A 22,848-nucleotide genomic window follows, 5' to 3' on the forward strand; every position below is an offset into this window, starting at 1 on the left:
CGCCCCCATGTCGAATGTACCCAAAAGTCCCGCTGCGGCGAACGTGAATAAGTCGCCTGACGCCGGGCAACGCAATCCCGAAGAGACGCACGCCGATGGTGCGCGCGAAGCGCAGCCGCCGCGCAACCGTCCGCGCGAGACGCACGATGCGCGTCGCGGTGGGCCGGACGCGGCGCCGACGGCGTCGCAGCCGTCGCAGCGGAGGTTGCCGGAGAAACCGCCACAGCCGGATTCACGGCCGGGCGGCGAGGCTCGGCGTGCGCCGAAAAATAGTCAGGCGAAGCCCGCGGGTGATGCACGCGCGCAACGCTCGCCGCGGGAAGCTGGCCAGCCATCCGGCCAGCCGCCTGGCGATGCAGCTCTCGCGCGTGAGCCGCGAGAAAAGAGACCGCCGCGCGCGCCCCGCGTCGTCGAGCCCAATCCGATCCCGCCGATCACGTTCCCCGAAGCCTTGCCGGTTTCCGGGCGGCGTGACGAAATCGCGCGGGCGATCGAGCGGAATCAGGTGGTGATCGTCAGCGGCGAAACGGGCTCCGGCAAGACGACGCAGTTGCCGAAGATCTGCCTGTCGCTGGGCCGCGGGCTCGGCGCAGGGGGTTCCGGTTTGATCGGCCATACGCAGCCGCGCCGGATCGCGGCGTCGGCAACCGGCCGGCGGATCGCGGAAGAACTCGGCACGCCGTTTGGCGAAGTGGTCGGCTACAAGGTGCGCTTCACCGACAATCTCGCGCCCGGCGCGTCGGTCAAGCTGATGACGGACGGCATCCTGCTCGCCGAAACGCAGACCGATCCGCTGCTGACGGCCTACGACACGATCATCATCGACGAGGCGCACGAGCGCAGTCTGAACATCGATTTTCTGCTCGGCTATCTGAAGGAGATCCTGCCGAAGCGGCCTGACCTGAAACTGATCGTGACATCCGCGACGATCGACGCCGATCGCTTCGCCCGCCATTTCGGCAGCGACGAAAAGCCCGCGCCGGTGATCGAGGTGAGCGGCCGGCTGTACCCGGTCGAGGTGCGCTACCGGCCGGTCGCGGAAGACAGCCCGGCGGTGAAAGCCGCGGAGAGCCCGGCGGCGCGCGAGCGGCCGAAGAACCAGCGCGAGGCGGATCGCGATCTGATGGACGCGATCGTCGATGCCGTCGATGAACTGTGTCGCGAAGGTTCGGGCGACGTGCTGGTGTTCCTGCCCGGTGAGCGCGAGATTCGCGATGCCGCCGAGGCGTTGCGCAAACACCATCCACCGCACACGGAGATCCTGCCGCTCTTCGCGCGTCTCTCGGCGGCGGAGCAGGAACGTGTGTTCAAACCGTCGAACGCGCGCCGCATCGTGCTGGCGACCAACGTCGCGGAAACCTCGCTGACCGTGCCGGGTATCCGCTACGTGGTCGACACGGGCCTCGCGCGCGTCAAGCGCTATTCGTATCGCAACAAGGTCGAGCAGCTTCAGGTCGAGCCGATCTCGCAGGCGGCGGCGAACCAGCGGGCAGGGCGCTGCGGTCGGGTGGCCGACGGCGTCTGCATCCGTCTGTACGAGGACACCGACTTCCAGTCGCGCGTGCGTTTCACCGATCCGGAAATCCTGCGCTCGTCGCTGGCCTCGGTGATCCTGCGGATGAAGTCGCTGCACCTGACCGCGATCGAAACCTTCCCATTCATCGAGCCGCCGCCGGGCCGGGCGATCGCCGACGGCTATCAACTGCTGAACGAACTAGGCGCCGTCGACGACGACAACGAACTCACGCAGCTTGGCCGCGAGCTCGCGCGGCTGCCGCTGGATCCACGCGTCGGCCGGATGATTCTTGCCGCGCGTGACCAGCAGGCGCTGCGCGAGGTGCTGATCATCGCGAGCGCGCTGTCGGTGCAGGACCCGCGCGATCGGCCGATCGAGGCGCAGGAGCAGGCCGATCAGGCGCATCGCCGCTTCGCCGACGATCGCTCCGAATTCCTGCAGTGGCTGAAGATCTGGGCGTGGTTCGAGGAAGCGGTCGCGCACAAGAAGTCGAACAAACAGCTGGTCGATGCGTGCCGCGCGAATTTCCTGTCGCATCTGCGGCTGCGCGAATGGCGCGATGTGCATTCGCAACTGCTGACAGTGGTGCGCGAGCACGGCTGGCGGCTGAACGAATCCGAAGCGACCTTCGAGCAGATCCATCTGGCGCTCCTCACTGGCCTGCTCGGCAACATCGGTCTCAAAGCCGACGACGAACCGTATTATCTCGGTGCGCGCAGCATCAAGTTCTATCTGTGGCCGGGTTCGGCACTGGTGAAGAAGGCGGGGCGCTGGGTGATCGCAGCGGAACTGGTCGAGACGAGCCGGCTGTACGCGCGCTGTATCGCGAAGATCGAGCCGGAATGGATCGAGCGGATCGGCGCGCATCTGTTGAAGAAGTCGCTGTCGGAGCCGCACTGGGAGAAGCGCGCGGCGCAGGTGTCGGCTTATGAGCGGGCGGTGCTGTATGGCCTGCCGATTTATCACCGGCGGCGCGTGAGCTTCGGCAGGCAGGATCCGGCGCGCGCCCGTGAGCTTTTCATTCGCGGCGCGCTGGTGGAAGGCGAGTTCGACACGAAGCTCGCGTTCTTCGCGCACAACCGCAAGCTGCTTGCCGACATCGAGCAGCTTGAACACAAGTCGCGTCGTCAGGACGTGCTGGTCGACGACGAGCTGATTTTCGCCTTCTACGACCAGACGATTCCGGAGGGCATCTACACGGGTGCGGGATTCGAGCGCTGGTATCGCGACGAAGTCAAAAAGAGCGGCCAGCAGGAAGACAAGCTGCGCCTGTTGTACCTGTCGCGCGATGATCTGATGCGGCATGAGGCCGCCGGCGTGACGACCGATCTGTTCCCGAAGCGGATGACGATGTCGGGCGTCGAGATGGCGCTGACCTATCACTTCGAGCCGGGCTCGCCGCGCGACGGCGTGACGCTGGCCGTGCCGCTCTACGCGCTCAATCAGGTCGATGCACGGCGCTGTGAATGGCTCGTGCCCGGCATGCTGAAGGAGAAGACGCAACTGCTGCTGAAATCGTTGCCGCAGAAATTGCGCCGGCACTGTGTGCCGTTGCCCGACTATGCGGCTGGTTTTGTCGACCGGACGAGTGGTCCGCGTTTCGGCGCGGGCGGTTTGCTCGAGGCGCTTATCGCGGATATCCGCGAGCAGACGCAGGTCCCGATGAAACAGTCGGACTTCAAGCTGGAGACGCTGCCGCCGCACCTCTTCATGAACTTCAAGGTCATCGACGAGCACGGCCGCCAGCTTGCGATGGGTCGCAATCTGGCCCAGTTGCGCTCGGAACTGGGCGGCCAGGCGCAGCAGCATTTCCAGAAAATCGCGGCGAGCGCGGCCGGTGTTGCGCTCGGCGGGACGTCTGGTGCGCCGGCGGCAGCCTCCGGCGACCCACGCGGCGCGTCGCGCGATACGGCGGGCGCCACGGCGGCGCGTGGCGGTGCACGGGGGCAGGCCGGAGCCGCGCCGCAGACCGCGGCGTCGGGCGACGCGCCGGCCACGGCCCTGTACGAAAACCTCACGACGTGGAATTTCGGCACGCTGCCTGAGCTGCTCGAAATCCGTCGCGGCGGGCAGACGTTGTTCGGCTATCCGGCGCTGGTCGATCGCGGCACGCATGGCGACGTCGAGGTTTTCGATTCGCCGGACGAAGCCGCGCGGATTCATCGGGCGGGTTTGCGGCGCCTCTTTGCGCTCCAGTTGCGCGAGCCGATCAAGTATCTGGAAAAGAACCTGCCGGGCCTGCGCGAAATGGCGATGCAGTTCATGCCGCGCGGCACGCAGGAAGAACTGCGCGACCAGCTGATCGACACCGCGCTGGATCGCGCCTGTCTGCAGGATCCGCTTCCCGCCGATGACGCCAGCTTCCACGCGCGCCGCGACGAAGGCCGCAGCCGTTTGACGCTGCTCGCGCAGGAAATCGCGCGGCTGGTCGGGCAAATCCTCGGCGAATACGCGACCGTCGCCAAAAAGCTGGCGCAGGCGAAGTCGTTCGCGACGGCGTACGCGGATATGCAGGGTCAACTCGATGCGCTGATCGGCAAGCGTTTCGTTGTCGATACCCCTTATGCCCAGTTGGCGCATTTTCCGCGCTATCTGAAGGGCATCGCGCTACGCATCGACAAGCTGAAAGCCGATCCGGCCCGCGACGCACGGCAGTTCGCCGAGTTTGCACCGCTCCTGCAGCACTATCAGCGCGCGCTCGCGCAGCGCGGTGGCGTGATGGACCCGAGGCTGGCGGAATTCCGCTGGATGCTGGAAGAACTGCGGATTTCGCTCTTCGCGCAGGAACTGCGCACCCCGATGCCGGTGTCGGTGAAACGTTTGTACAAGGTGTGGGAATCGATGCAGCGGTGAGGCGGCGGAGTTGGACGCGGCAGCCCCGGTGCGCCCGGGGCGTTCGCCTGCGGGATCTTTGAACGTGCCCGCACGCTGGGCGCGGGCTTTGGCCTGGCAACGCGACGACCACGCCGTCTTTCTGCGGGGTCGTATCGTGTGCCCGATTTTGGCTCCCGGCAAGCGCCTCATGATCTCTCGCCTTTTCATGCGCTGAACACGACCTGGATCAACCGCTCGACGGGGCAAACGTTCTACAATGTCGGCTGTTCTCCGAAGTGAGTTTCCATGCGCAATTTTTTCCTTTCCGGCTTGACCGGCACGTTTGCCGCGGGCGCGACGCTCGTCGCCGCAGCAGGTTTTTTTTCCTCGACAGCGCACGCGAACAACGTGATCGTGCTCAATTCCGGCGAAGCGACGCTAAGCCTGATTGACGAAGCGACGCGGCAGGTGGTCGCCACGATCCCCACCGGCAAGGAACCGCATCACCTGATGGTGACACCCGACAATTCGTCGCTGATCGTCGCCAATTCGGTGTCGAACAACCTGATGTTCGTCGACCCGAAAACGGGACAGGTGCAGCGTTGGGTCGAAAACATCGAAGATCCGTATCAGATCGGCTTTTCGCCGGATCGCAAGTGGCTCGTGACGACGGGGCTTCGCCTCGACCGCCTCGACATCTACCACTACGACGGCCACAACATGACGCTCGCGAGCCATCTGCCGCTCGCCGTGATGCCGAGCCACATGGCGTTCTCGAATGACAGCAAGACGGTGTTCGTCACGCTGCAGGTGTCGGGCGAACTTGCTGCTGTGGATCTGGCCACGCAGCAGGTCAAGTGGAAGATGAAGGTGGGCAAGGTGCCGGCCGGCCTGTGGATGACGCCGGGCGACAAATACCTGCTCATCGGCATGACGGGCGCCGACTACGTCGCCGTGGTGGACTGGCGCAACCAGAAGATCGTGAAAACGATTCCAACCGGCAAGGGCGCGCACAACTTCCGCTCGCTTGCCGACGGCAAACACGTTGCCGTGTCGAATCGCGTGGCGAGCACGATCAGCATCATCGATGAAGATTCGCTCACGAACGTGGGCGACATCACCGGGTTGATGCCTGGGCCGGACGACATGGAGCTTTCAGCAGACAAACGCTATCTGTGGGTCACGTTCCGTTTCGCGAAGCACATCGGCGTCATCGACCTGACGACGCGCAAGCTGATCCAGACGATCGCCGTTGGCCGTTCGCCGCACGGCATCTATTTCTTCGATCGCGCGCCCGTGACGGCGCCGAACGGTGCGTAATGAGCTCAAGGCACGCGCGGCACGCGTCTCATGAAGTATCCCTCGTGAAAGCACAGCGGGCAACATGCTCCACCTGATTTTCTCGTCTCTCGATAGCTTCGTCTCGGCCGTGCAGACGCTGCTGTACGTCAATGTCGTGCAGCCGCTTCTGTTCCGGTTCAACCTGATGGACTACGACGAGGACACCTACGACAGCCTCTACTGGGTGATCGTCGGCGTGCTCGAGGTGCTGGCGATGTACGCGGTGCTGCGTCCGCTCGAAGCGCTGCGTCCGGTGGAGCGGTGGGAAAACCGCAGGGCCGTGCGGGTCGACGTGCTCTACACGTGGATCGCGAAGCTCGGCATCCTGAACCTGTTGTTCTTTTTCTCGCTGCAGCCGTTTTTCGACGCCGTGCAGGGCTGGCTGCGGCTGCATGACATCGCCAACATCAACTTCGACAACCTGTGGCCGGGCGTGACCACGCAGCCGCTCGTGACGTTCCTGATGTACCTGCTCGTGCTCGATTTTGCGGGCTACTGGTATCACCGCTGGGAGCATCGCATCGGCATCTGGTGGGAACTGCACGCGGTTCATCACAGCCAGCGCCAGATGTCGCTCTGGACCGACGATCGCAACCATCTGCTCGACGATCTGCTGCAGGCGTGTTTCTTCGCGACGATCGCGCTCATTATCGGCGTGCCTCCGTCGCAGTTCGTGGTGCTGGTGGCGATCACCAACCTCGCGCAGAGCGTGCAGCACGCCAACATCCGCCTGTATTTCGGCTGGCTCGGCGAACGTCTGCTGGTCAGCCCGACGTTTCATCGCCGGCATCATGCGATCGGATATGGCCACGAAGGTCTCAAATACGGCTGCAACTTCGGCGTACTGTTCCCGTGGTGGGACATCCTTTTTGGCAGCGCGTCGTGGAGCCGTGTCACGGAGCCCACGGGCATTCGCGAGCAGCTTCAGGGCCACGAGTACGGCGAGGGTATCTGGGCGCAACACTGGCTCGCGCTGGTGCGCATTGCCCGGCGTCTTGCCCGAAGCCGGGCGCCGGACGAGGACGCGGCTGCGGTCTGATCCCGCCGCTGCATGATGGCTGCACGCGCCGACGCTCTTACGGGCGGCGCAGTCCCTGGTTTATCCTGTTCGTGTTCGCTGACGTTTCCTGACGCGTTTTGACGTTTCCTGTTTCGTTCATCCATTTTCACTGTTGCATTCACCGGCACTGGCTCGCATGAATGACCTGTTGCGCTCGTTCGGACGCGCACTCACCAGCGCGCTCCACCCGCGCATGCTCTGGCTGACCTTCGTGCCGTTCGCGGCAGCCGCGCTCGTGTGGGGTGTGCTTCTCTGGTTCTCCTGGCAGACGCTGATCGGCACCACGCGCACGTGGCTCGAGAGCTGGACGTTCACCACCACGCTTTATGGCCTCTTCGACTGGCTTGGTTTTTCGTCGCTGCATGCGGTGGTCGCGCCTTTCATCGTGATCGCACTGGCGATACCGTTGATCGTCGTGACCGTGCTGCTGCTGATCGCGACGCTGTCGATGCCGGCGGTTATCCGCCATCTGTCCGCACGGCAGTTCTCCGGGCTGGAGATGCGGCGCGGCGGAACGTGGTACGGTAGTCTCGCGCACGCGCTGTGGACGACGCTCATCTGTCTTGTGCTGTTGATCGTCACGGTGCCGCTGTGGCTGGTGCCGCCGTTTTTCGCACTGATTCCGCCGTTGCTGTGGGGTTGGCTCACCTACCGCGTGATGACGTACGACGCGCTTGCACTGCACGCGACCAGCGCCGAGCGGCGCGCGCTGGTGCGGCGCCACCGGTTGCCGCTTTTGCTGATCGGGGTCGCGAGCGGTCTGCTCGGCTCGCTGCCGACGCTGCTGTGGGCGTCCTCGGTCTGGCTGATTGTGCTGTTTCCGGTGGTCACGGCGGCGACGATCTGGATCTACGCATTCATCCTGGTTTTCTCGGCGCTGTGGTTCGGCAATTACTGCCTGCGCGCGTTGCAGCGCATGCGCGCGGAAGAGCATGGCGCGCGCACGGCGGCGGCGACGCTTCCTTACTGAACTCCCTTATCGAAGAAGAGGCGGTCATGGCATTTGGCGTCATCATCATCGGCGACGAAATCCTGTCGGGCAGACGCACCGACAAGCATTTGCCGAAAGTCATCCAGCTCCTGACCCAGCGTGGGCTCGCGCTCGGTTGGGCCGAGTACGTCGGCGACGATCCAGAGCGCATCACGGCCACGTTGCGCCGCTCGTTCGCTTCCGGCGATATCGTATTTTCGACGGGCGGCATCGGCGCCACACCCGACGATCACACGCGCCAGTGCGCGGCGGCCGCGCTCGGTGTGCCGCTGGAGCTGCACCCGGAGGCGGCCGTGCTGATCCGGGAGCGGATTCGCGACATGCACGTCGATCCGTCTGGTTCGCCGCCCAATCTCGACTCACCGGAAAACCGTCATCGGCTCAATATGGGTACGTTCCCGAAGGGCGCGTCGATCATTCCGAACGGCTACAACAAGATTCCTGGATTTTCGGTTGGCGACCACCATTTCGTGCCGGGCTTCCCGGTGATGGCGTGGCCCATGATCGAGTGGGTGCTGGATACGAAGTACGCGCACCTGCATCACGCGATGCCGCATGCGGAGAAGTCACTGCTGGTGTTCGAGTTGCCGGAGTCGACGCTTACGCCGTTGATGGAGAAGATCGAGCACGACTTCCCCGGCGTACGCGTGTTCAGTCTGCCGAGTGTCGGGGATGCCGAGCGCGGCGGCGTCTACGCACGCCGTCACATCGATCTGGGTGTGAAGGGCGAGCCAGAAGCCGTTGCTGCGGCTTTCGTGAAGCTGCGCGAAGGCGTGCATCTGCTCGGCGGCGACATCGTCGAGCCCGAGGCTGCTCAGCCGAAGTCATAGGATTGATTCCCGCGACTTCAGGCCCCGATCCACGGAAGACCGCGAAAGCACCAGCCCGAAACCGTTTTCCGATGCCCCTGGCCGTCCTTGTCCCCTTCAAAGCCTTCCAGCAGGTCGAACGCCTGCCCGAATCCCGCCTGTGTGGCTGCGATTGCAGCCAGCTTCGAGCGCGCGGCACTGCGGCACAGGAACAGAACCGGAGTGTCGGGCGACACGGCCTGACCCAGCTGATCGAGGAATTCCGCGTTCGGCACGCCACCCGGGTAGCGTGTCCATTCGACATGCGCGTACTGTCCGTCACCCACCACCGGCCGGCCCACCCAGTCGAGTTCCGCGCGGGTGCGCACGTCGACGAGGCGGGCGCGCGGATCCAGTTGCAGGAGCTCGAACGCCTCGGCGGGCGACAGCGCGCCGGCGTAGGGCAAGTGGTTCTCGGTGCGCCGTTTGTCGGCCTGGGCGTACAACTGTTCGAGCGTGCTCATGGCAGCAAATCTCCCCTCAATTCCGTCGGACCAAAAGATCATTCTAGCGCGGCGGACGTATCGCGCGTAATCGGGCCATCCGGTCGATGCACGGCGCAGCCGACGGGTGATATGCTCAATAATGGTGCGAAAAATAATTTCTGCACCAAAATGAAAAGGTCCGGCGGTATGCCACGGCGCATTGCACAAACATGGTGCTTTCGTCGGGCCACGGATGACGCCAGCGCTACGCCGAGTGTGCGGCAATTCCCCGTTAGGGCGCGTCAGGACGGGCTTCTGCGCCGGGTTGGCGCATACATGGCACAGAAGCTGCTTTATACGGCCCGATCGATTCGGCCGCCGGCTTTTTCGTCAGACCTGAGAGTTCGGGTGGACGTGCGGGGGCGGGTCAGCTAGATTGGGGCGGCGGCTAAATCCGCCGAATTCGTTAATCAGGAGAATAGGTTATGAGTAAATCCGTGGCCGACGTCATGCAACTCGTCAAAGACGAAGACGTCAAGTTTGTCGACTTCCGTTTCACTGACACGCGCGGCAAAGAGCAACACGTATCGGTGCCGGTGTCGGCATTCGACGAGGACAAATTCGAAAGCGGCCATGCGTTCGACGGTTCTTCGATTGCCGGCTGGAAGGGCATCGAGGCGTCGGACATGCTGCTCGTGCCGGACGCAGACACAGCCTTCATCGACCCGTTCTATGAAGAGTCGACCCTCGTCATGACCTGCGACGTCGTCGAACCGGCGGACGGCAAGGGTTACGAACGCGATCCGCGCTCGCTGGCAAAGCGCGCCGAAGCCTATCTGAAGAGCACGGGCCTTGGCGACACGGCTTACTTCGGTCCGGAACCGGAATTCTTCATTTTCGACTCGGTCCAGTGGAACACGGACATGTCGGGCTGCTTCGTGAAGATCGGCTCGGAAGAAGCACCGTGGTCGTCGGGCAAGGAATTCGAAGGCGGCAATACGGGTCACCGTCCGGGTGTGAAGGGCGGCTACTTCCCGGTCGCGCCGGTCGATTCTTTCCAGGACATCCGTTCGGAAATGTGTCTGCTGCTCGAACAGATCGGCATTCCGGTCGAAGTGCACCACCACGAAGTCGGGGGCATGGGCCAGAACGAAATCGGTACGAAGTTCTCGACGCTCGTGCAGCGCGCCGACTGGACGCAGCAACTGAAGTACATCGTCCACAACGTCGCGCACACGTACGGCAAGACGGCGACGTTCATGCCGAAGCCGGTTGTTGGTGACAACGGTTCGGGCATGCACGTTCACCAGTCGATCTGGAAGGATGGCCAGAACCTGTTCGCCGGCAACGGCTACGCGGGGCTGTCGGAATTCGCGCTGTTCTACATCGGCGGCATCATCAAGCACGCCCGTGCACTGAACGCGATCACGAACCCGACGACGAACTCGTACAAGCGTCTCGTGCCGCACTTCGAAGCACCGGTGAAGCTGGCCTACTCGGCACGCAACCGTTCGGCATCGATCCGTATTCCGCACGTATCGAACCCGAAGGGTCGCCGTATCGAAACGCGTTTCCCGGACCCGATGGCCAATCCGTACCTGCTGTTCTCGGCGCTGATGATGGCGGGTCTCGACGGCGTGCAGAACAAGATTCACCCGGGCGAAGCCGCTGACAAGAACCTGTACGACCTGCCGCCGGAAGAGGATGCAAAGATCCCGACCGTGTGTGCTGGCCTCGATCAGGCGCTGGACGCCCTCGACAAGGATCGCGAGTTCCTGACGCGTGGCGGTGTGTTCACCGACGCGATGCTGGACGCTTACCTGGAACTGAAGGAAGGCGAACTGCAACGTGTGCGCATGACCACGCACCCGATCGAATTCGAAATGTACTACTCGCTGTAAGCGGCGATGGCGCTTCGCCTGCAGTACGGCGAAGCGCACGCCCGACGTTCGCGATCGGTCACGAAGGGACGGCGGCGCCGTCCCTTTTTCGTTGAACCGTCGGGAGCGTTTGCAACACTCAGACTAGCTGTGTTCGCCCCCTCAACGTCTCATAGCGGCCAGACTGACACACGATGGATCTGAAGAATCTGATCAAGGCAAGGAAAGGGCACGCGGAGCCGCTATCGGGCGATGCGCAGCTCATCGATTCCGGTCTGTTGCCTGGATTCGAGGCATTGCCCACGGTTGTTCTCGTGCTGGTAAAGCGCACGTTGCGCGTCGCGTTTGCGAACCCGTCGGCTGAATCGATGCTCGATCTGTCGCGCCGGCAACTCACACAAATGGCGTGGCCGGACATCTTTTCGAACGCAGACGAACTCTCCGTCACGATCGCTGCAATCGCCGAAAACCGTTTTCACGCAACCCACCTCGACGCGGTGCTCGAACGGCCCGGACACGAACCGCTGCATGTGCATGCGATCGTGGGTTTTCTCGAGAGCGCGCAGGATTACGTGCTGCTCGAACTCTTCGAGAACGAGCGCCATGTGCGTTCGGATCGTGAGGAACGCATCCACGATCTGACCGCAGTCAACAAGCAGTTGATCCGCAATCTCGCGCACGAAATCAAGAATCCGCTCGGCGGCATTCGCGGCGCGGCGCAACTGCTCGAATTCGAACTCAGCGCGCGCGAGCGCGACGAACTGCGTGAGTACACGCAGGTCGTCATCAAGGAATCGGATCGTCTTCAGACGCTGGTCGACCGGCTGCTGGAGCCGCACCGTCATCCGCATATCGTCGGTGACGTGAACATTCACGAAGTGTGCGAGCGCGTGCGTGCCGTGATCGTCGCGGAGTTTCCGCGCGGCCTCACGGTCGAGCGCGACTACGATGTGAGCGTTCCCGATCTGCGCGGCGACAAGGAGCAGCTGATCCAGGCGCTGCTCAACATCGTGCGCAATGCAGCGGAAGCGTTGCGCGAACGCATTTCACAGGGCGACGCGCGCATTGAATTGCGCACGCGTGTCGCACGCAAGGTGACCATTGCGAAACGGCTTTGTAAGCTGGCACTGGACTTGCATATCATCGACAACGGCCCCGGCATTCCAGCGGAAATCCGGGACCGCATCTTCTATCCACTCGTTTCGGGGCGTGAGGATGGAAGCGGTCTTGGTCTGACGCTCGCGCAGACCTTCGTGCAGCAGCACGACGGTCTGATCGAAGTGGATAGCCGGCCGGGCCACACCGAGTTTCAGATTCTGCTGCCGCTCGAGTAACCCGCTTTAGTGAATACGCCGACACGCACCTCAAGACCTCTGACCCACCATATGAAGCCGATCTGGATAGTAGACGACGATCAATCGATCCGCTGGGTGCTCGAGAAAGCCCTTGCACGCGAGAACTTCGCGACCCGCAGCTTCGCGAATGTGCGCGAGGCGGCAGGCGCGCTGGATCACGACAGCCCACAGGTGCTGGTCTCCGACATCAGGATGCCTGGCGGCTCCGGCCTCGAGCTGCTGCAGACCGTGCGCGAAAGGGTGCCGGGCCTGCCCGTCATCATCATGACGGCGTTCTCGGATCTCGATAGCGCGGTCGCCGCGTTTCAGGGCGGGGCATTCGAATATCTCGCGAAGCCGTTCGATGTCGACAAGGCTGTCGAGCTGATCCGACGCGCCGTCGACGAAAGCATGCGCGGCGAACAGACATGGGACGACCGTGTCGCCGATGCACCGGAAATGCTCGGCCAGGCACCGGCGATGCAGGACATGTTTCGCGCCATCGGCCGCCTGTCCCATTCTGCGGCGACCGTGCTCATCACCGGCGAATCAGGCACCGGCAAGGAGCTTGTTGCACGCGCGCTGCACCGACATAGCCCACGCGCGAGCGGACCGTTCATCGCACTGAACACCGCGGCGATTCCGAAGGACCTGCTGGAGTCGGAACTCTTCGGCCATGAGCGCGGCGCATTTACAGGCGCGCAGGCGATGCGCCAGGGCCGCTTCGAACAGGCCGAGAACGGCACACTGTTTCTCGATGAAATCGGCGACATGCCGTTCGATCTGCAGACGCGTCTGTTGCGCGTGCTGTCGGATGGTCAGTTCTATCGTGTCGGCGGCCACAATCCGCTGCGCGCGAACGTGCGAGTCATCGCGGCCACGCACCAGAATCTTGAATCGCGTGTGCGTCAGGGGCTGTTCCGCGAGGATCTGTACCACCGTCTCAATGTGATCCGGCTGCGTCTGCCGGCACTGCGGGAACGTAGCGAAGACATTCCGCTGCTCACGCGTCATTTCCTGCAGAAAAGCGCGCGCGATCTTGGCGTTGAACCCAAGCGCGTGTCCGACGAAGCGCTCGCGTATCTCGCTTCGCTGCCGTTTCCGGGCAACGTGCGTCAGCTGGAGAATCTCGCCAACTGGCTGACCGTGATGGCGCCGGCGCAGACCATCGAGATCAAGGATCTGCCGCCGGATCTCGTGCCGGGGCAGACCGGTGGCGCGGATATCGCCGGCGGCGCCGGCCTCGCGGCGGAGGTGGGCGGTGCAGTGTCCGGTGCCGGGACGAACGGCGCGGCGTCATCGCCTTCGATGCCAGCGGCGGCGGGCGGGGCGCCCGCGAGCGTCCCCGTCAGCATATGGGAAAGCGGGTTGCGCACCGAGGTCGCGCGGATGCTGCGCGAGAATGCCGCGGACGTCATGGATGACCTGTCGCGCCGCTTCGAGGCCGCGGTCATTCGCGAAGCGCTCGACTTCACCCGTGGACGCAAGGTGGAAGCCGCCGAACGGCTCGGCATCGGCCGTAATACGATCACCCGCAAGATTCAGGAGCTGAATCTCGAATAGCGATATCTCACGGTCTCACGTGAGGCAGGCCGTCCGGGCGCGCTTTCCTTTTGGGGGCACGCGTGGACGGCCTCTTCGTCTGGGTATTGGGCATTTGGGCATTGCACCAGACATTGTCGTCAAGCGCCTGTGGACGTGCAGAATACGCATCAACCGGCTCAGCCGTCCGCAGCAAGGCATAATCGACGCTGTTCTTCTTCTGACAGCCCACCATGCCCGTTGCACGCCCCTGGCCTCGTAGTCCCGATCCATTCCTGCATCTCGAAGAACTTCATGCGCCTGTGTCGCTCGCGTGGGTCGAGCAGCAAAACGCGCGCACGCGCAGCGCGCGGCGCAGTGGCGAGCGCTTCGATACGCTCACGCAGCGTCTTGCCAGCGCGTATCTGCCGCGCGAACGGCCTGTTATCCCGACTCGCTGGAAAGACTGGGCGTACGATTTCTGGCAGGACGATCGCAATCCGAAGGGCGTGTGGCGACGCACGCCGTGGGCAAGCTGGCGCAGCGGCAAGCCGCAATGGCAGAACCTGCTCGACGTCGATGCGCTCGGCGAGGCGGAAGCCACGCCGTGGGTGTGCGCCGGTATCGACATCCTCTATCCCGATGGCGATCGCGCGCTGATCGCGCTGTCGCCGGGCGGCTCCGATGCAACGGTGGTGCGCGAGTTCGACATCGACAGTCAACGGTTCGTCGACGATGGCTTCGCGATTTCGACGGCGGGCAAGCACACGGTATCGTGGATCGATCGCGATACGGCGTACGTCGGCTGGGACAACGGCGAGGCGACGCTCACGCGTTCCGGTTATCCGCGCGAGGTGCGCCGCTGGACACGCGGCACGGCGCTTGCCGACGCACCGGTGGTGTTCGCCGGCGAGTTCGACGACATCGGCGTCGAGGCGCATTACGATCCGGTGGAAATGCGTCATTCGGCCGTGCGCGATGTCGATTTCTTCGACTCGCATACGTACTGGCCCGACGCCAGCGGAACCTGGCAGCGTTATGATGTGCCGCCGCACGTCGCGGTCGGCGGCTGGCACGGCTGGCTGTTGCTCGAGCCGCGTCTCGACTGGGATTGCAACGACGCGCACTATCCAGGCGGCGCATTGCTCGCGATTCGCGAAACCGAGTTTCTGGCCGGCAGCCGCCGCTTCGTCCCGCTTTTCATACCCACACCGCTCACGTCCGCATGCGACTGGACGCACACGCGCAACATCCTGATCGTGTCCTGGCTCGATGACGTGCAAAGCCGGACCCGGCTCTGGCAACCACGTCAGACGGCGGAGGGTGGCTGGCAGTGGGAGTCGCGCATGTTTCCGTCGCGCGAGGACGCGCCGGCCGCGCAGGTCGACGTGTCGCCGATCGAGTCGACGCTCAACGACGAGGTCTACGTCGATGTCGACGATTATCTGCAGCCGCCCGAATACTGCCTCGCGGATCTCGCGAAAGAAGACCTGTCCGCGTGGGAGTTGCTCGACCGCTGGCCGACACAGTTCGACGCCCAGCCGTTGACGGTCACGCGCGGCCATGCCCGGTCGAAGGATGGCACGCGGGTGCCGTACACGATCGTCGGCGCGCGCAGCATACTCGAGGCGCGAACGTCCACTGCCAGCCCGTGTCTGCTGACGGGTTACGGCGGCTTCGCCGTGCCGCTCACACCGGACTACCTGGTCGGTCCCGGCATCGGCTGGCTGGAAGAGGGCGGTGTCTACGTCGTCGCGCATATTCGCGGTGGCGGCGAGTTCGGAACGGACTGGCATCTGGCGGCCCAGCGCGAAGATCGTCAGCGTGCGTTCGACGATTTCATTGCCGTTGCCGAGGCCCTCATTGCGGATGGCGTGACCACGGCCGAGCAACTCGGCATCCAGGGTGGCAGCAACGGCGGGCTGCTGGTTGCCGCATGTATGACCCAGCGTCCCGAACTGTTTGGCGCAGTGGTGTGCGAGGTGCCGCTCCTGGACATGCAGCGTTATCACCTGCTGCACGCGGGCGCGTCATGGATGGACGAATATGGCGACCCGGACGATCCCGACGAAGCGCGCGCGCTCGCCGCCTATTCGCCGTATCACCGCGCGACGGCTGAGGCGAAATATCCGCCGGTGCTGTTCACCACATCGACGAGCGACGACCGCGTGCATCCCGGACACGCCCGCAAGATGGTGGCGCGCATGCAGGCGCTCGGACACGTTGACGTGTGGTACTGGGAGAACACGGACGGAGGCCACGGCGCGGGCTCCGATGCGCTGGAGCGCGCCGCCTACGATGCGATGGTGTACCGCTTTCTGTGGTCGTGCCTCGGATAGACGTCGCTGCTTCTTCCTGCTCAGGAGGACGACGGCGCAATGTGGATCATCGCGCTGTCGTTTCCTGTTAGCCGCGCTCTTCGTGCGGCCTGAGCGTTCTCAAGCGAGCTGTGCGACGACAGGCGCGTGGTCCGACGGCTGGTCCCACTTACGCGGCACCTTGTCGACATCGCATGCGGTGCACGTCGCCGCGAGTGCCTTCGACAGCAGGACGTGGTCGATGCGCAGACCCGCGTTGCGCCGGAACGCGAGCATCCGGTAATCCCACCATGTGAAGGTTTTTTCCGGATGCTCGAAGAGCCGGAATGCATCGACGAGGCCAAGTTCGACGAGCCGCACGAACTGCGCGCGCTCTTCAGGCGAGACGAGGTTCTGGCCTTCCCAGGCCTTCGGGTCGTGCACGTCGCGGTCTTCAGGTGCGATGTTGTAGTCGCCGAGCAGCGCGAGTTTCGGATGCTGCGTGAGTTCGCCTGCGATCCAGTCGTGCAGTGCATCGAGCCAGCCCAGCTTGTAGACGAACTTGTCGGTGCCGGGCGCCTGGCCGTTCGGGAAGTAGGCGGAGATCACGCGCACGCCCGCTATCGTCGCGGCGATCACGCGCTGCTGTGGGTCGTCGAAACCGGGGATATTGCGCACGATCGAGGTCTCGTCGACTTCCACGCCGTTGCGCACGAGGATGCCGACGCCGTTGTATGTCTTCTGGCCGGCGAACCAGCTTCGATATCCCTTTGCCTCGAGATCGGCACGCGGGAATTTTTCGTCGGGCAGTTTCAGCTCCTGCAGACACAGGACATCGGTCTGGCTAAGTTCCAGCCAGTCGATCACATGCTGCTGGCGAACCTTCAGGGAATTGACGTTCCAGGTGGCGATTTTCATTCTGTGTCGAAATGGGCTGCGCGATGGCCTTCAAGTTTACCTGAAGGGCGTCGACGGCGGTCTGGGGATTCACCGGTGCGCGGACCCGGCGCGGCCGCGCCCTGAGGTGCCTGCAGTCGACCAGGGGTAAATAATTCGCGGGATACGCCATCGCGCGGCGTATAGTGAAACGACACACACGTTTTGGGGGCCCATCATGGCCGATCCTTACCCGGTTCTGTACAAGGACTTCGAAGTACATCCCCTGGTTTTCTCGAGGGCGTTCAACAAGTTCGACGGCCATAAGAAGCACGCCGAGGGTTATGACGTTGCGGTACGCGTATGCCGTCCGGGCGCAATCAGCGGATCGAAGGCGAGCCGCGTGTTTCGCCTCACACGTCAGTTGACGTTCGCCGATTTCGGCGTGGCGAAACGCAGCGCGAGTCAGTACGGCGCAGACATCATCGATGGAAAGATCGAAGGCGCTTCGGTAGCCGATCTTTAAGCGCGCAAATTAATTCGCATGAATGTTTGACGGGCTGTGGGTACGTCAGTACAATTCGGTTCCTCTGACGCGGGGTGGAGCAGTCTGGCAGCTCGTCGGGCTCATAACCCGAAGGTCACAGGTTCAAATCCTGTCCCCGCAACCAACGCTGTATAGCTTGTGCGATACGACTGTTTTTGAGGCAAGGGTGTTTTCTGCTTCGAAGCATGTCATGCGTGAGCTTGCGATCTTCCGGTCGCATACAAAAACCCGCTCCGGCGGGTTTTTTGTTTTGTGCCGCAGCGTTTCGACAGCCACGCGGGCGGCCTGCCGTCATCGGCGATGATCTCCTTTCCTCGTCTCACAGTCACGTGTTTCGGAAGAACACGAATGGCCTCTCTTGAACGTGACGTTCCGGACACGGACTCCCGCAGCCTTTTAGACGCCGATAGAATCGAAGGCAGTCAAAGGAGCCGCTTATGGACCTGATCATCCGTCGTGCCGTGCTGCCCGATTCTCCCCCTGGTCGCAACGAACCTGTCGACATCGGCATCGAAGGCGGCCGCATTCTCGCCGTCGAACCCCATCTCGCCGCCACGGCCCCGGAAGAAATCGACGCCGCCGGATCGCTCGTCACACCGCCGTTCGTCGATCCGCATTTCCACATGGATGCCACGTTGTCATACGGTCTGCCGCGCGTGAACGCGTCAGGGACCTTGCTCGAAGGCATCGCATTGTGGGGCGAACTCAAGCCGCAACTGACGCAGGAAGCGCTGGTCGAGCGCGCTCTGCAGTACTGCGACTGGGCCGTCGCGCGCGGGCTGCTGGCGATCCGTTCGCACGTCGATGTGTGCGACCCCCGGCTGCTTGCGGTCGAGGCGCTGCTCGAGGTGAAGCGGCGCGTGGCGCCCTATCTCGATCTGCAACTGGTTGCGTTTCCACAGGATGGCGTGCTGCGCAGTCCCGGCGCGTTCGACAATCTCAAGCGTGCGATCTCGCTTGGCGTCGACGTGGTCGGCGGCATTCCGCATTTCGAACGCACGATGGCCGATGGGGCGGAGTCGGTCCGTCTGCTGTGCGAATACGCAGCCGAAAACGGCTTGCGCGTCGACATGCATTGCGACGAGTCCGACGATCCGATGTCGCGTCACATCGAAACACTCGCGGCCCAGACGCATCGTCTGGGGCTGCATGGGCGCGTCACCGGATCGCATCTGACATCGATGCATTCCATGGACAACTACTATGTCAGCAAACTGCTGCCGCTGATGCGCGAAGCAGGGGTTGCGGCGATCGCAAACCCCTTGATCAACATCACCTTGCAGGGCCGCAGCGATACCTATCCGAAGCGCCGCGGCATGACCCGCGTGCCGGAAATGCTCGCTGCAGGGATCAATGTCGCCTTCGGTCACGACTGCGTGATGGACCCCTGGTACAGCCTGGGTTCTGGCGACATGCTCGAAGTCGCGCACATGGGCTTGCACGTTGCACAGATGACGGGCCAGGACGGCATGCGGGCATGCTTTAACGCCGTCACCGTGAACGCGGCACGCATTCTCGGCCTCGAAGGGTATGGCATCGCGCCAGGCTGCGATGCGAATCTCGTGCTGCTCGATGCACGCGATCCCGTCGAAGCCATCCGTCTGCGGGCGGCACGGCTTGCCGTGGTCCGACGCGGCAAGGTGGTCAGCCGTTCACCGGCCGCGCAGGCGACGCTCACGCTGCCTGGACGACCCGCCCACGTCGATTTCAGGCTGTACCGCTGAGCGTCGTCACCTCGCGGGATTAGCCGCGCGCAAGCGGACGTGGACGTGCACGCGCACGTAAAAAAGCCGGTGAGCGCACAGGCGATCACCGGCTTTGTCCTTGTCTCGCTACGGCCGTTCAGATAACCGTAGAGATGGCTGTGAGACTCAATGCGTCGCGACGCCCGGCGTCATGCCGTTGTGACGCAGCAGCGCGTCGATGGTCGGCTCGCGGCCACGGAACGCCTTGAACGATTCCATTGCCGGACGGCTGCCGCCGACTTCGAGAATCTCCTTGCGATAACGGGTGCCCGTTGCGGCATCGAGGACGCTGCCGTTCGCGGTCTTCGCGGCTTCTTCGAACGCGGCGTACGCATCGGCGGACAGCACCTCCGCCCACTTGTAGCTGTAGTAGCCCGCCGCGTAGCCGCCTGCGAAGATGTGGCTGAACGTGTTCGGCCAGCGCGAGAAAGAAGCCTGCGGCACGACGTGGAAGCGCTCGTTGATCTCGCGGGCGAGGTCGTTCGCGCTCTTCTGGCCGGACGGATCGAAGTCGACGTGCAGCGTCATGTCGAACATCGAGAAGACGATCTGGCGCAGCGTGCCAAGGCCGCTCTGGAAGTTCTTCGCGGCCAGCATCTTGTCGTACAGCGGACGCGGCAGCGGCGCAGCCGTCTCGACATGAGATGTCATGTCGCTCAGCACATCCCACTCCCAGCAGAAGTTCTCCATGAACTGCGAGGGCAGTTCGACCGCGTCCCATTCGACACCGTTGATGCCCGACACGCCGAGTTCGTCGACACGCGTCAGCATGTGATGCAGGCCGTGGCCGAATTCGTGGAAGAGCGTGATCACTTCATCATGCGTGAAGCACGCGGGCTTGCCACCGACCGGCGCCGAGAAGTTGCACGTGAGGTACGCGACCGGCGTTTGCACGCCGCCTTCCGCGAGCTTGCGACGCGTACGCGCATCGTCCATCCATGCGCCGCCGCGTTTGCCTTCGCGCGCGTAGAGGTCGAGGTAGAACTGCGCGACGAGGCCGCCGTCCTGATTCTCGACCCGGAAGAAGCGCACGTCCGGATGCCACACGGTCGCCTCATCGCGACGGATGCGCACATCGAACAGCGTCTCGGTGACTTTGAACAGACCCTTCAGCACCGCGTCTTCAGGGAAGTACTGTTTGACCTCGTTCTCGGAGAACGAATAGCGCTTCTGGCGCAGACGCTCGCCGGCAAACGTCATGTCCCATGGCTGCATCTCGGTCAGGCCGAGTTCGCTGGCGGCGAATTCGCGCAGCTCCTTCCAGTCCTGTTCGGCGTGCGGACGTGCGCGCGTGGCGAGATCTTCGAGAAACCCCATCACCTGCGCCGGCGACTCGGCCATCTTCGGTGTGAGGGACACTTCCGCAAAATTATTAAAGCCAAGCATCTGCGCTTCTTCGTCACGAAGTTCCAGCTGCCCGGCGACGATCGCGGTGTTGTCCCATTCGGTCTTGCCGTTGCCGTACGCTGCACCCAGTTCGGAGGCGCGCGTCACATACGCGCGGTACATCGTCTCGCGCATCGCGCGGTTTTCGGAGTACTGCATCACCGGGAAATACGAGGGGAAATGCAGCGTGAATTTCCAGCCGTCCTTGCCGTCTTTCTGCGCAGCTTCGCGGGCACCTTCGATGACGTCTTCCGGCAGGCCGGCCAGCTCGGCTTCGCTCGTGGCGATGTAGGCATAGGCATTGGTCGCGTCGAGCACATGATCGGAAAACGATTTCGACAGCGCGGCCTGGCGCTCCTGCAATTCGGCGAAACGGGGCTTCTGGTCTTCCGGCAGTTCGGCGCCCGACAGGCGGAAATCGCGCAGCGCGTTGTTGAGGATTTTCTTGCGTTCGCCCGTGAGCGACGAGAAGTCGGGGCTTGCCGCGAGCGCCTTGTATTTCTCGTAAAGCGCGAGATTCTGGCCGACGCTCGACCAGAATTCGGTCACGCGCGGCAGGTTTTCGCCGTAGGCGGCGCGCAATTCTGGCGTGTCGGCCACGGCGTTCAGGTGGCCGACCACGCCCCAGGCGCGCGACAGCGGTTCCGTCGCCCGCTCGACGGGTTCGACGACGTCGGCCCATGACGCGGGCGTCACCGGCGCGCTGGCGCGTTCGACCGCGGCGTTTGCGTTGGCAAGCAGCACGTCGAGAGCCGGGGTGACATGTTCAGGGCGGATTTCGCCAAAGCGCGGCAGGTCGGTGAAATCGAGGAGCGGATTGTCCGGATTCGTGCGGGTGTTGGCTGACATAAGGCTTCCTGTCTGTCGCGGATAAAAAGGGCAACGCGGGGCGGGGCGTACGGCTTCCCATAACCGGATTATTGGGGCGGGACACGCCGTTTCCAACCGGGTCAAGCAGCAAATTATCAGAAGTTGGCGCTTCTGGCGTGGGCCGTGATGGTCGGGCAGGCCGTCCTGGTCTGAACTGTGACGCAACGCACAGTGAGCGCCGGTGCCTTGCGCGACGATTCAAGTCTGGCCATCGCGGCGCGCAGGCAGCCTGTCCGGAGGCCATTTCCCGTCTTTCCTGGATGATCAAGGCGATGAATCTCTCGCAAGCACTATCTCGCAAGGGGAACAACTTCGATCTGGTGCGTCTGGTCGCTGCCATTCTGGTGGTCTGGTGCCATGCGTACCTCATGCAGCCCAATGATCCCGCGATCGACCCGCTGGGTACCGCACTGGGGTTCGACGGCCTGGGCAGTCTCGGCGTGTATGCGTTCTTCCTGATGAGCGGCATTCTCGTGACGGCGAGTTACGACCGGCAGCGTTCGGCGCCGCGTTTCATCGCGTTGCGCGTTGCGCGCCTCTGGCCGGCGGTTGCGGGGGGCTCGCTCTTTGCCATCTTCGTGATCGGGCCATTGTTCACGACCTTGCCGTTGTCAGAATACTTCGCGTCGCATACGACGTGGATGAACCTCGACAACGCGTCCACCCTCGCGTTCAAACGAGGCTGGGTGTTGCCGGGGGTGTTTGAACACAACCGGTTCGAACGCGATATCTGCGCGCCGCTATGGACACTGCCGCTCGAAGTCAGGTGCTATCTGATCGTTCTTGTCGCCGGTGTTCTGGGTCTTTTATCGAGCCGCCGTGGCGTATTCGTGGCCGTCGCGATGGGTCTCGTGGCGTTTGCCGTACGCGTGCGATTTGCGCCGTTCGAACTGTCGCTGCGCGATTTTTCCGAGAAGGCGGGCGGCTATTCCTTCTGGCCAGAACTGTTCTTCATGGGTGGCATGCTGCTCTATAGCTGGCGCGATCGCGTTCATATCAACGGGCTGGCCGCAACCGCGTTCCTGATGATCTTTCTGGTGTTTCGTGACACAGCCGCTGCCCAGCCGCTCTTCTATGTGACTTTCGTGTACGGCGTGCTATGGACAGGTTCGACGCCCGCGTTGCGCCGCTTTGTGCCGCGTAACGACTACTCGTTCGGAATCTATATATACGGGTTCATGATGCAGCAATCCGTGGCGAGCGTCGCTCCCCATCTGAATCACGTTCAAGCCACGCTGGTCGCTGCACCGTTCATTCTGCTCTGTGCGGCCGCTTCATGGCACTTCGTCGAACGTCCTGTGCTCGCCTGGTGCCGGGGCCGCCTTGCACGTGAGACGGTTCATCCTGTGCCGGCCATCGCCGCCGATAGCGCCGCGCGCTGATGCCGTAGCGGACGG

Annotated in this window: 15 protein-coding genes and 1 tRNA gene; 13 read left to right on the forward strand and 3 right to left on the reverse strand. The window is 63.4% G+C overall.

The window, feature by feature from the left end:
* Positions 1 to 7 precede the first annotated feature (7 nt).
* The 5 genes from hrpA (at position 8) to P3T23_RS20660 (ending at position 8,552) form a co-directional block, all read left to right on the forward strand.
* Positions 8 to 4,369 (forward strand): ATP-dependent RNA helicase HrpA, encoded by a 4,362-nt coding sequence (gene hrpA, locus P3T23_RS20640; RefSeq protein ID WP_429317991.1) that lies wholly within the window; start codon positions 8 to 10, stop codon positions 4,367 to 4,369.
* 267 nt (positions 4,370 to 4,636) lie between these two features.
* Positions 4,637 to 5,650, forward strand: a complete 1,014-nt coding sequence (locus P3T23_RS20645; RefSeq protein WP_429317992.1) for a beta-propeller fold lactonase family protein — start codon at positions 4,637 to 4,639, stop codon at positions 5,648 to 5,650.
* A 64-nt stretch (positions 5,651 to 5,714) separates the two neighbouring features.
* Positions 5,715 to 6,710, forward strand: coding sequence for a sterol desaturase family protein (locus P3T23_RS20650; RefSeq protein ID WP_429317993.1), 996 nt, complete (start codon positions 5,715 to 5,717; stop codon positions 6,708 to 6,710).
* Positions 6,711 to 6,867: 157 nt separating this feature from the next.
* Complete coding sequence (locus P3T23_RS20655; protein WP_429317994.1) at positions 6,868 to 7,701, forward strand: EI24 domain-containing protein; 834 nt, start codon at positions 6,868 to 6,870, stop codon at positions 7,699 to 7,701.
* Between the two features lie 26 nt (positions 7,702 to 7,727).
* Positions 7,728 to 8,552 carry a competence/damage-inducible protein A gene (locus P3T23_RS20660; RefSeq protein ID WP_429317995.1) on the forward strand — a complete coding sequence of 275 codons (825 nt, stop codon included), beginning with the start codon at positions 7,728 to 7,730 and terminating at the stop codon, positions 8,550 to 8,552.
* Between the two features lie 17 nt (positions 8,553 to 8,569).
* Here the strand turns inward: P3T23_RS20660 and P3T23_RS20665 are convergent, their stop codons facing one another.
* Positions 8,570 to 9,034: a rhodanese-like domain-containing protein gene (locus P3T23_RS20665; RefSeq protein ID WP_429317996.1), complete on the reverse strand. Its 465-nt coding sequence runs from the start codon at positions 9,032 to 9,034 to the stop codon at positions 8,570 to 8,572.
* Positions 9,035 to 9,480: 446 nt separating this feature from the next.
* On the opposite strand from P3T23_RS20665, the gene glnA reads away from it, so the two are divergent.
* From glnA to P3T23_RS20685, 4 genes are all read left to right on the forward strand, one after another.
* A complete protein-coding gene (gene glnA, locus P3T23_RS20670; protein WP_429317997.1) occupies positions 9,481 to 10,896 on the forward strand; it encodes a type I glutamate--ammonia ligase in 1,416 nt (471 codons plus the stop codon).
* Positions 10,897 to 11,069: 173 nt separating this feature from the next.
* Positions 11,070 to 12,209, forward strand: coding sequence for a nitrogen regulation protein NR(II) (gene glnL / locus P3T23_RS20675; protein WP_429317998.1), 1,140 nt, complete (start codon positions 11,070 to 11,072; stop codon positions 12,207 to 12,209).
* Positions 12,210 to 12,260: 51 nt separating this feature from the next.
* Positions 12,261 to 13,772 carry a nitrogen regulation protein NR(I) gene (ntrC, locus tag P3T23_RS20680; protein WP_429317999.1) on the forward strand — a complete coding sequence of 504 codons (1,512 nt, stop codon included), beginning with the start codon at positions 12,261 to 12,263 and terminating at the stop codon, positions 13,770 to 13,772.
* Between the two features lie 212 nt (positions 13,773 to 13,984).
* Positions 13,985 to 16,069 (forward strand): prolyl oligopeptidase family serine peptidase, encoded by a 2,085-nt coding sequence (locus P3T23_RS20685; RefSeq protein ID WP_429318000.1) that lies wholly within the window; start codon positions 13,985 to 13,987, stop codon positions 16,067 to 16,069.
* A gap of 99 nt (positions 16,070 to 16,168) precedes the next feature.
* Here the strand turns inward: P3T23_RS20685 and xth are convergent, their stop codons facing one another.
* Positions 16,169 to 16,945 (reverse strand): exodeoxyribonuclease III, encoded by a 777-nt coding sequence (gene xth / locus P3T23_RS20690; protein WP_429318001.1) that lies wholly within the window; start codon positions 16,943 to 16,945, stop codon positions 16,169 to 16,171.
* Positions 16,946 to 17,141: 196 nt separating this feature from the next.
* Here xth and P3T23_RS20695 point away from each other — a divergent pair, with 196 nt between their 5' ends.
* From P3T23_RS20695 to P3T23_RS20705, 3 genes are all read left to right on the forward strand, one after another.
* The gene (locus P3T23_RS20695; protein WP_429318002.1) at positions 17,142 to 17,429 is read left to right on the forward strand and encodes a hypothetical protein; all 288 of its coding nucleotides are present in this window, start codon (positions 17,142 to 17,144) and stop codon (positions 17,427 to 17,429) included.
* Positions 17,430 to 17,497: 68 nt separating this feature from the next.
* Positions 17,498 to 17,574, forward strand: a tRNA-Met gene (locus tag P3T23_RS20700).
* A 313-nt stretch (positions 17,575 to 17,887) separates the two neighbouring features.
* Positions 17,888 to 19,174, forward strand: coding sequence for an amidohydrolase family protein (locus tag P3T23_RS20705; RefSeq protein ID WP_429318003.1), 1,287 nt, complete (start codon positions 17,888 to 17,890; stop codon positions 19,172 to 19,174).
* A gap of 147 nt (positions 19,175 to 19,321) precedes the next feature.
* Here the strand turns inward: P3T23_RS20705 and P3T23_RS20710 are convergent, their stop codons facing one another.
* The gene (locus tag P3T23_RS20710) at positions 19,322 to 21,430 is read right to left on the reverse strand and encodes a M3 family metallopeptidase (protein ID WP_429318004.1); all 2,109 of its coding nucleotides are present in this window, start codon (positions 21,428 to 21,430) and stop codon (positions 19,322 to 19,324) included.
* Positions 21,431 to 21,723: 293 nt separating this feature from the next.
* Between P3T23_RS20710 and P3T23_RS20715 the strand changes: the two genes are divergently transcribed.
* Positions 21,724 to 22,833: an acyltransferase family protein gene (locus P3T23_RS20715; RefSeq protein ID WP_429318005.1), complete on the forward strand. Its 1,110-nt coding sequence runs from the start codon at positions 21,724 to 21,726 to the stop codon at positions 22,831 to 22,833.
* Positions 22,834 to 22,848 lie beyond the last annotated feature (15 nt).

The organism is Paraburkholderia sp. GAS448, assembly GCF_050435685.1.
Classification (GTDB): domain Bacteria; phylum Pseudomonadota; class Gammaproteobacteria; order Burkholderiales; family Burkholderiaceae; genus Paraburkholderia.

What these genes read in the sequence shown, in the direction of transcription:
- hrpA (WP_429317991.1), top strand. Translation starts at nt 8, where the DNA reads ATGTCGAATGTACCCAAAAGTCCCGCTGCGGCGAACGTGAATAAGTCG.
- P3T23_RS20645 (WP_429317992.1), top strand. Translation starts at nt 4,637, where the DNA reads ATGCGCAATTTTTTCCTTTCCGGCTTGACCGGCACGTTTGCCGCGGGC.
- P3T23_RS20650 (WP_429317993.1), top strand. Translation starts at nt 5,715, where the DNA reads ATGCTCCACCTGATTTTCTCGTCTCTCGATAGCTTCGTCTCGGCCGTG.
- P3T23_RS20655 (WP_429317994.1), top strand. Translation starts at nt 6,868, where the DNA reads ATGAATGACCTGTTGCGCTCGTTCGGACGCGCACTCACCAGCGCGCTC.
- P3T23_RS20660 (WP_429317995.1), top strand. Translation starts at nt 7,728, where the DNA reads ATGGCATTTGGCGTCATCATCATCGGCGACGAAATCCTGTCGGGCAGA.
- P3T23_RS20665 (WP_429317996.1), bottom strand. Translation starts at nt 9,034, where the DNA reads ATGAGCACGCTCGAACAGTTGTACGCCCAGGCCGACAAACGGCGCACC.
- glnA (WP_429317997.1), top strand. Translation starts at nt 9,481, where the DNA reads ATGAGTAAATCCGTGGCCGACGTCATGCAACTCGTCAAAGACGAAGAC.
- glnL (WP_429317998.1), top strand. Translation starts at nt 11,070, where the DNA reads ATGGATCTGAAGAATCTGATCAAGGCAAGGAAAGGGCACGCGGAGCCG.
- ntrC (WP_429317999.1), top strand. Translation starts at nt 12,261, where the DNA reads ATGAAGCCGATCTGGATAGTAGACGACGATCAATCGATCCGCTGGGTG.
- P3T23_RS20685 (WP_429318000.1), top strand. Translation starts at nt 13,985, where the DNA reads ATGCCCGTTGCACGCCCCTGGCCTCGTAGTCCCGATCCATTCCTGCAT.
- xth (WP_429318001.1), bottom strand. Translation starts at nt 16,945, where the DNA reads ATGAAAATCGCCACCTGGAACGTCAATTCCCTGAAGGTTCGCCAGCAG.
- P3T23_RS20695 (WP_429318002.1), top strand. Translation starts at nt 17,142, where the DNA reads ATGGCCGATCCTTACCCGGTTCTGTACAAGGACTTCGAAGTACATCCC.
- P3T23_RS20705 (WP_429318003.1), top strand. Translation starts at nt 17,888, where the DNA reads ATGGACCTGATCATCCGTCGTGCCGTGCTGCCCGATTCTCCCCCTGGT.
- P3T23_RS20710 (WP_429318004.1), bottom strand. Translation starts at nt 21,430, where the DNA reads ATGTCAGCCAACACCCGCACGAATCCGGACAATCCGCTCCTCGATTTC.
- P3T23_RS20715 (WP_429318005.1), top strand. Translation starts at nt 21,724, where the DNA reads ATGAATCTCTCGCAAGCACTATCTCGCAAGGGGAACAACTTCGATCTG.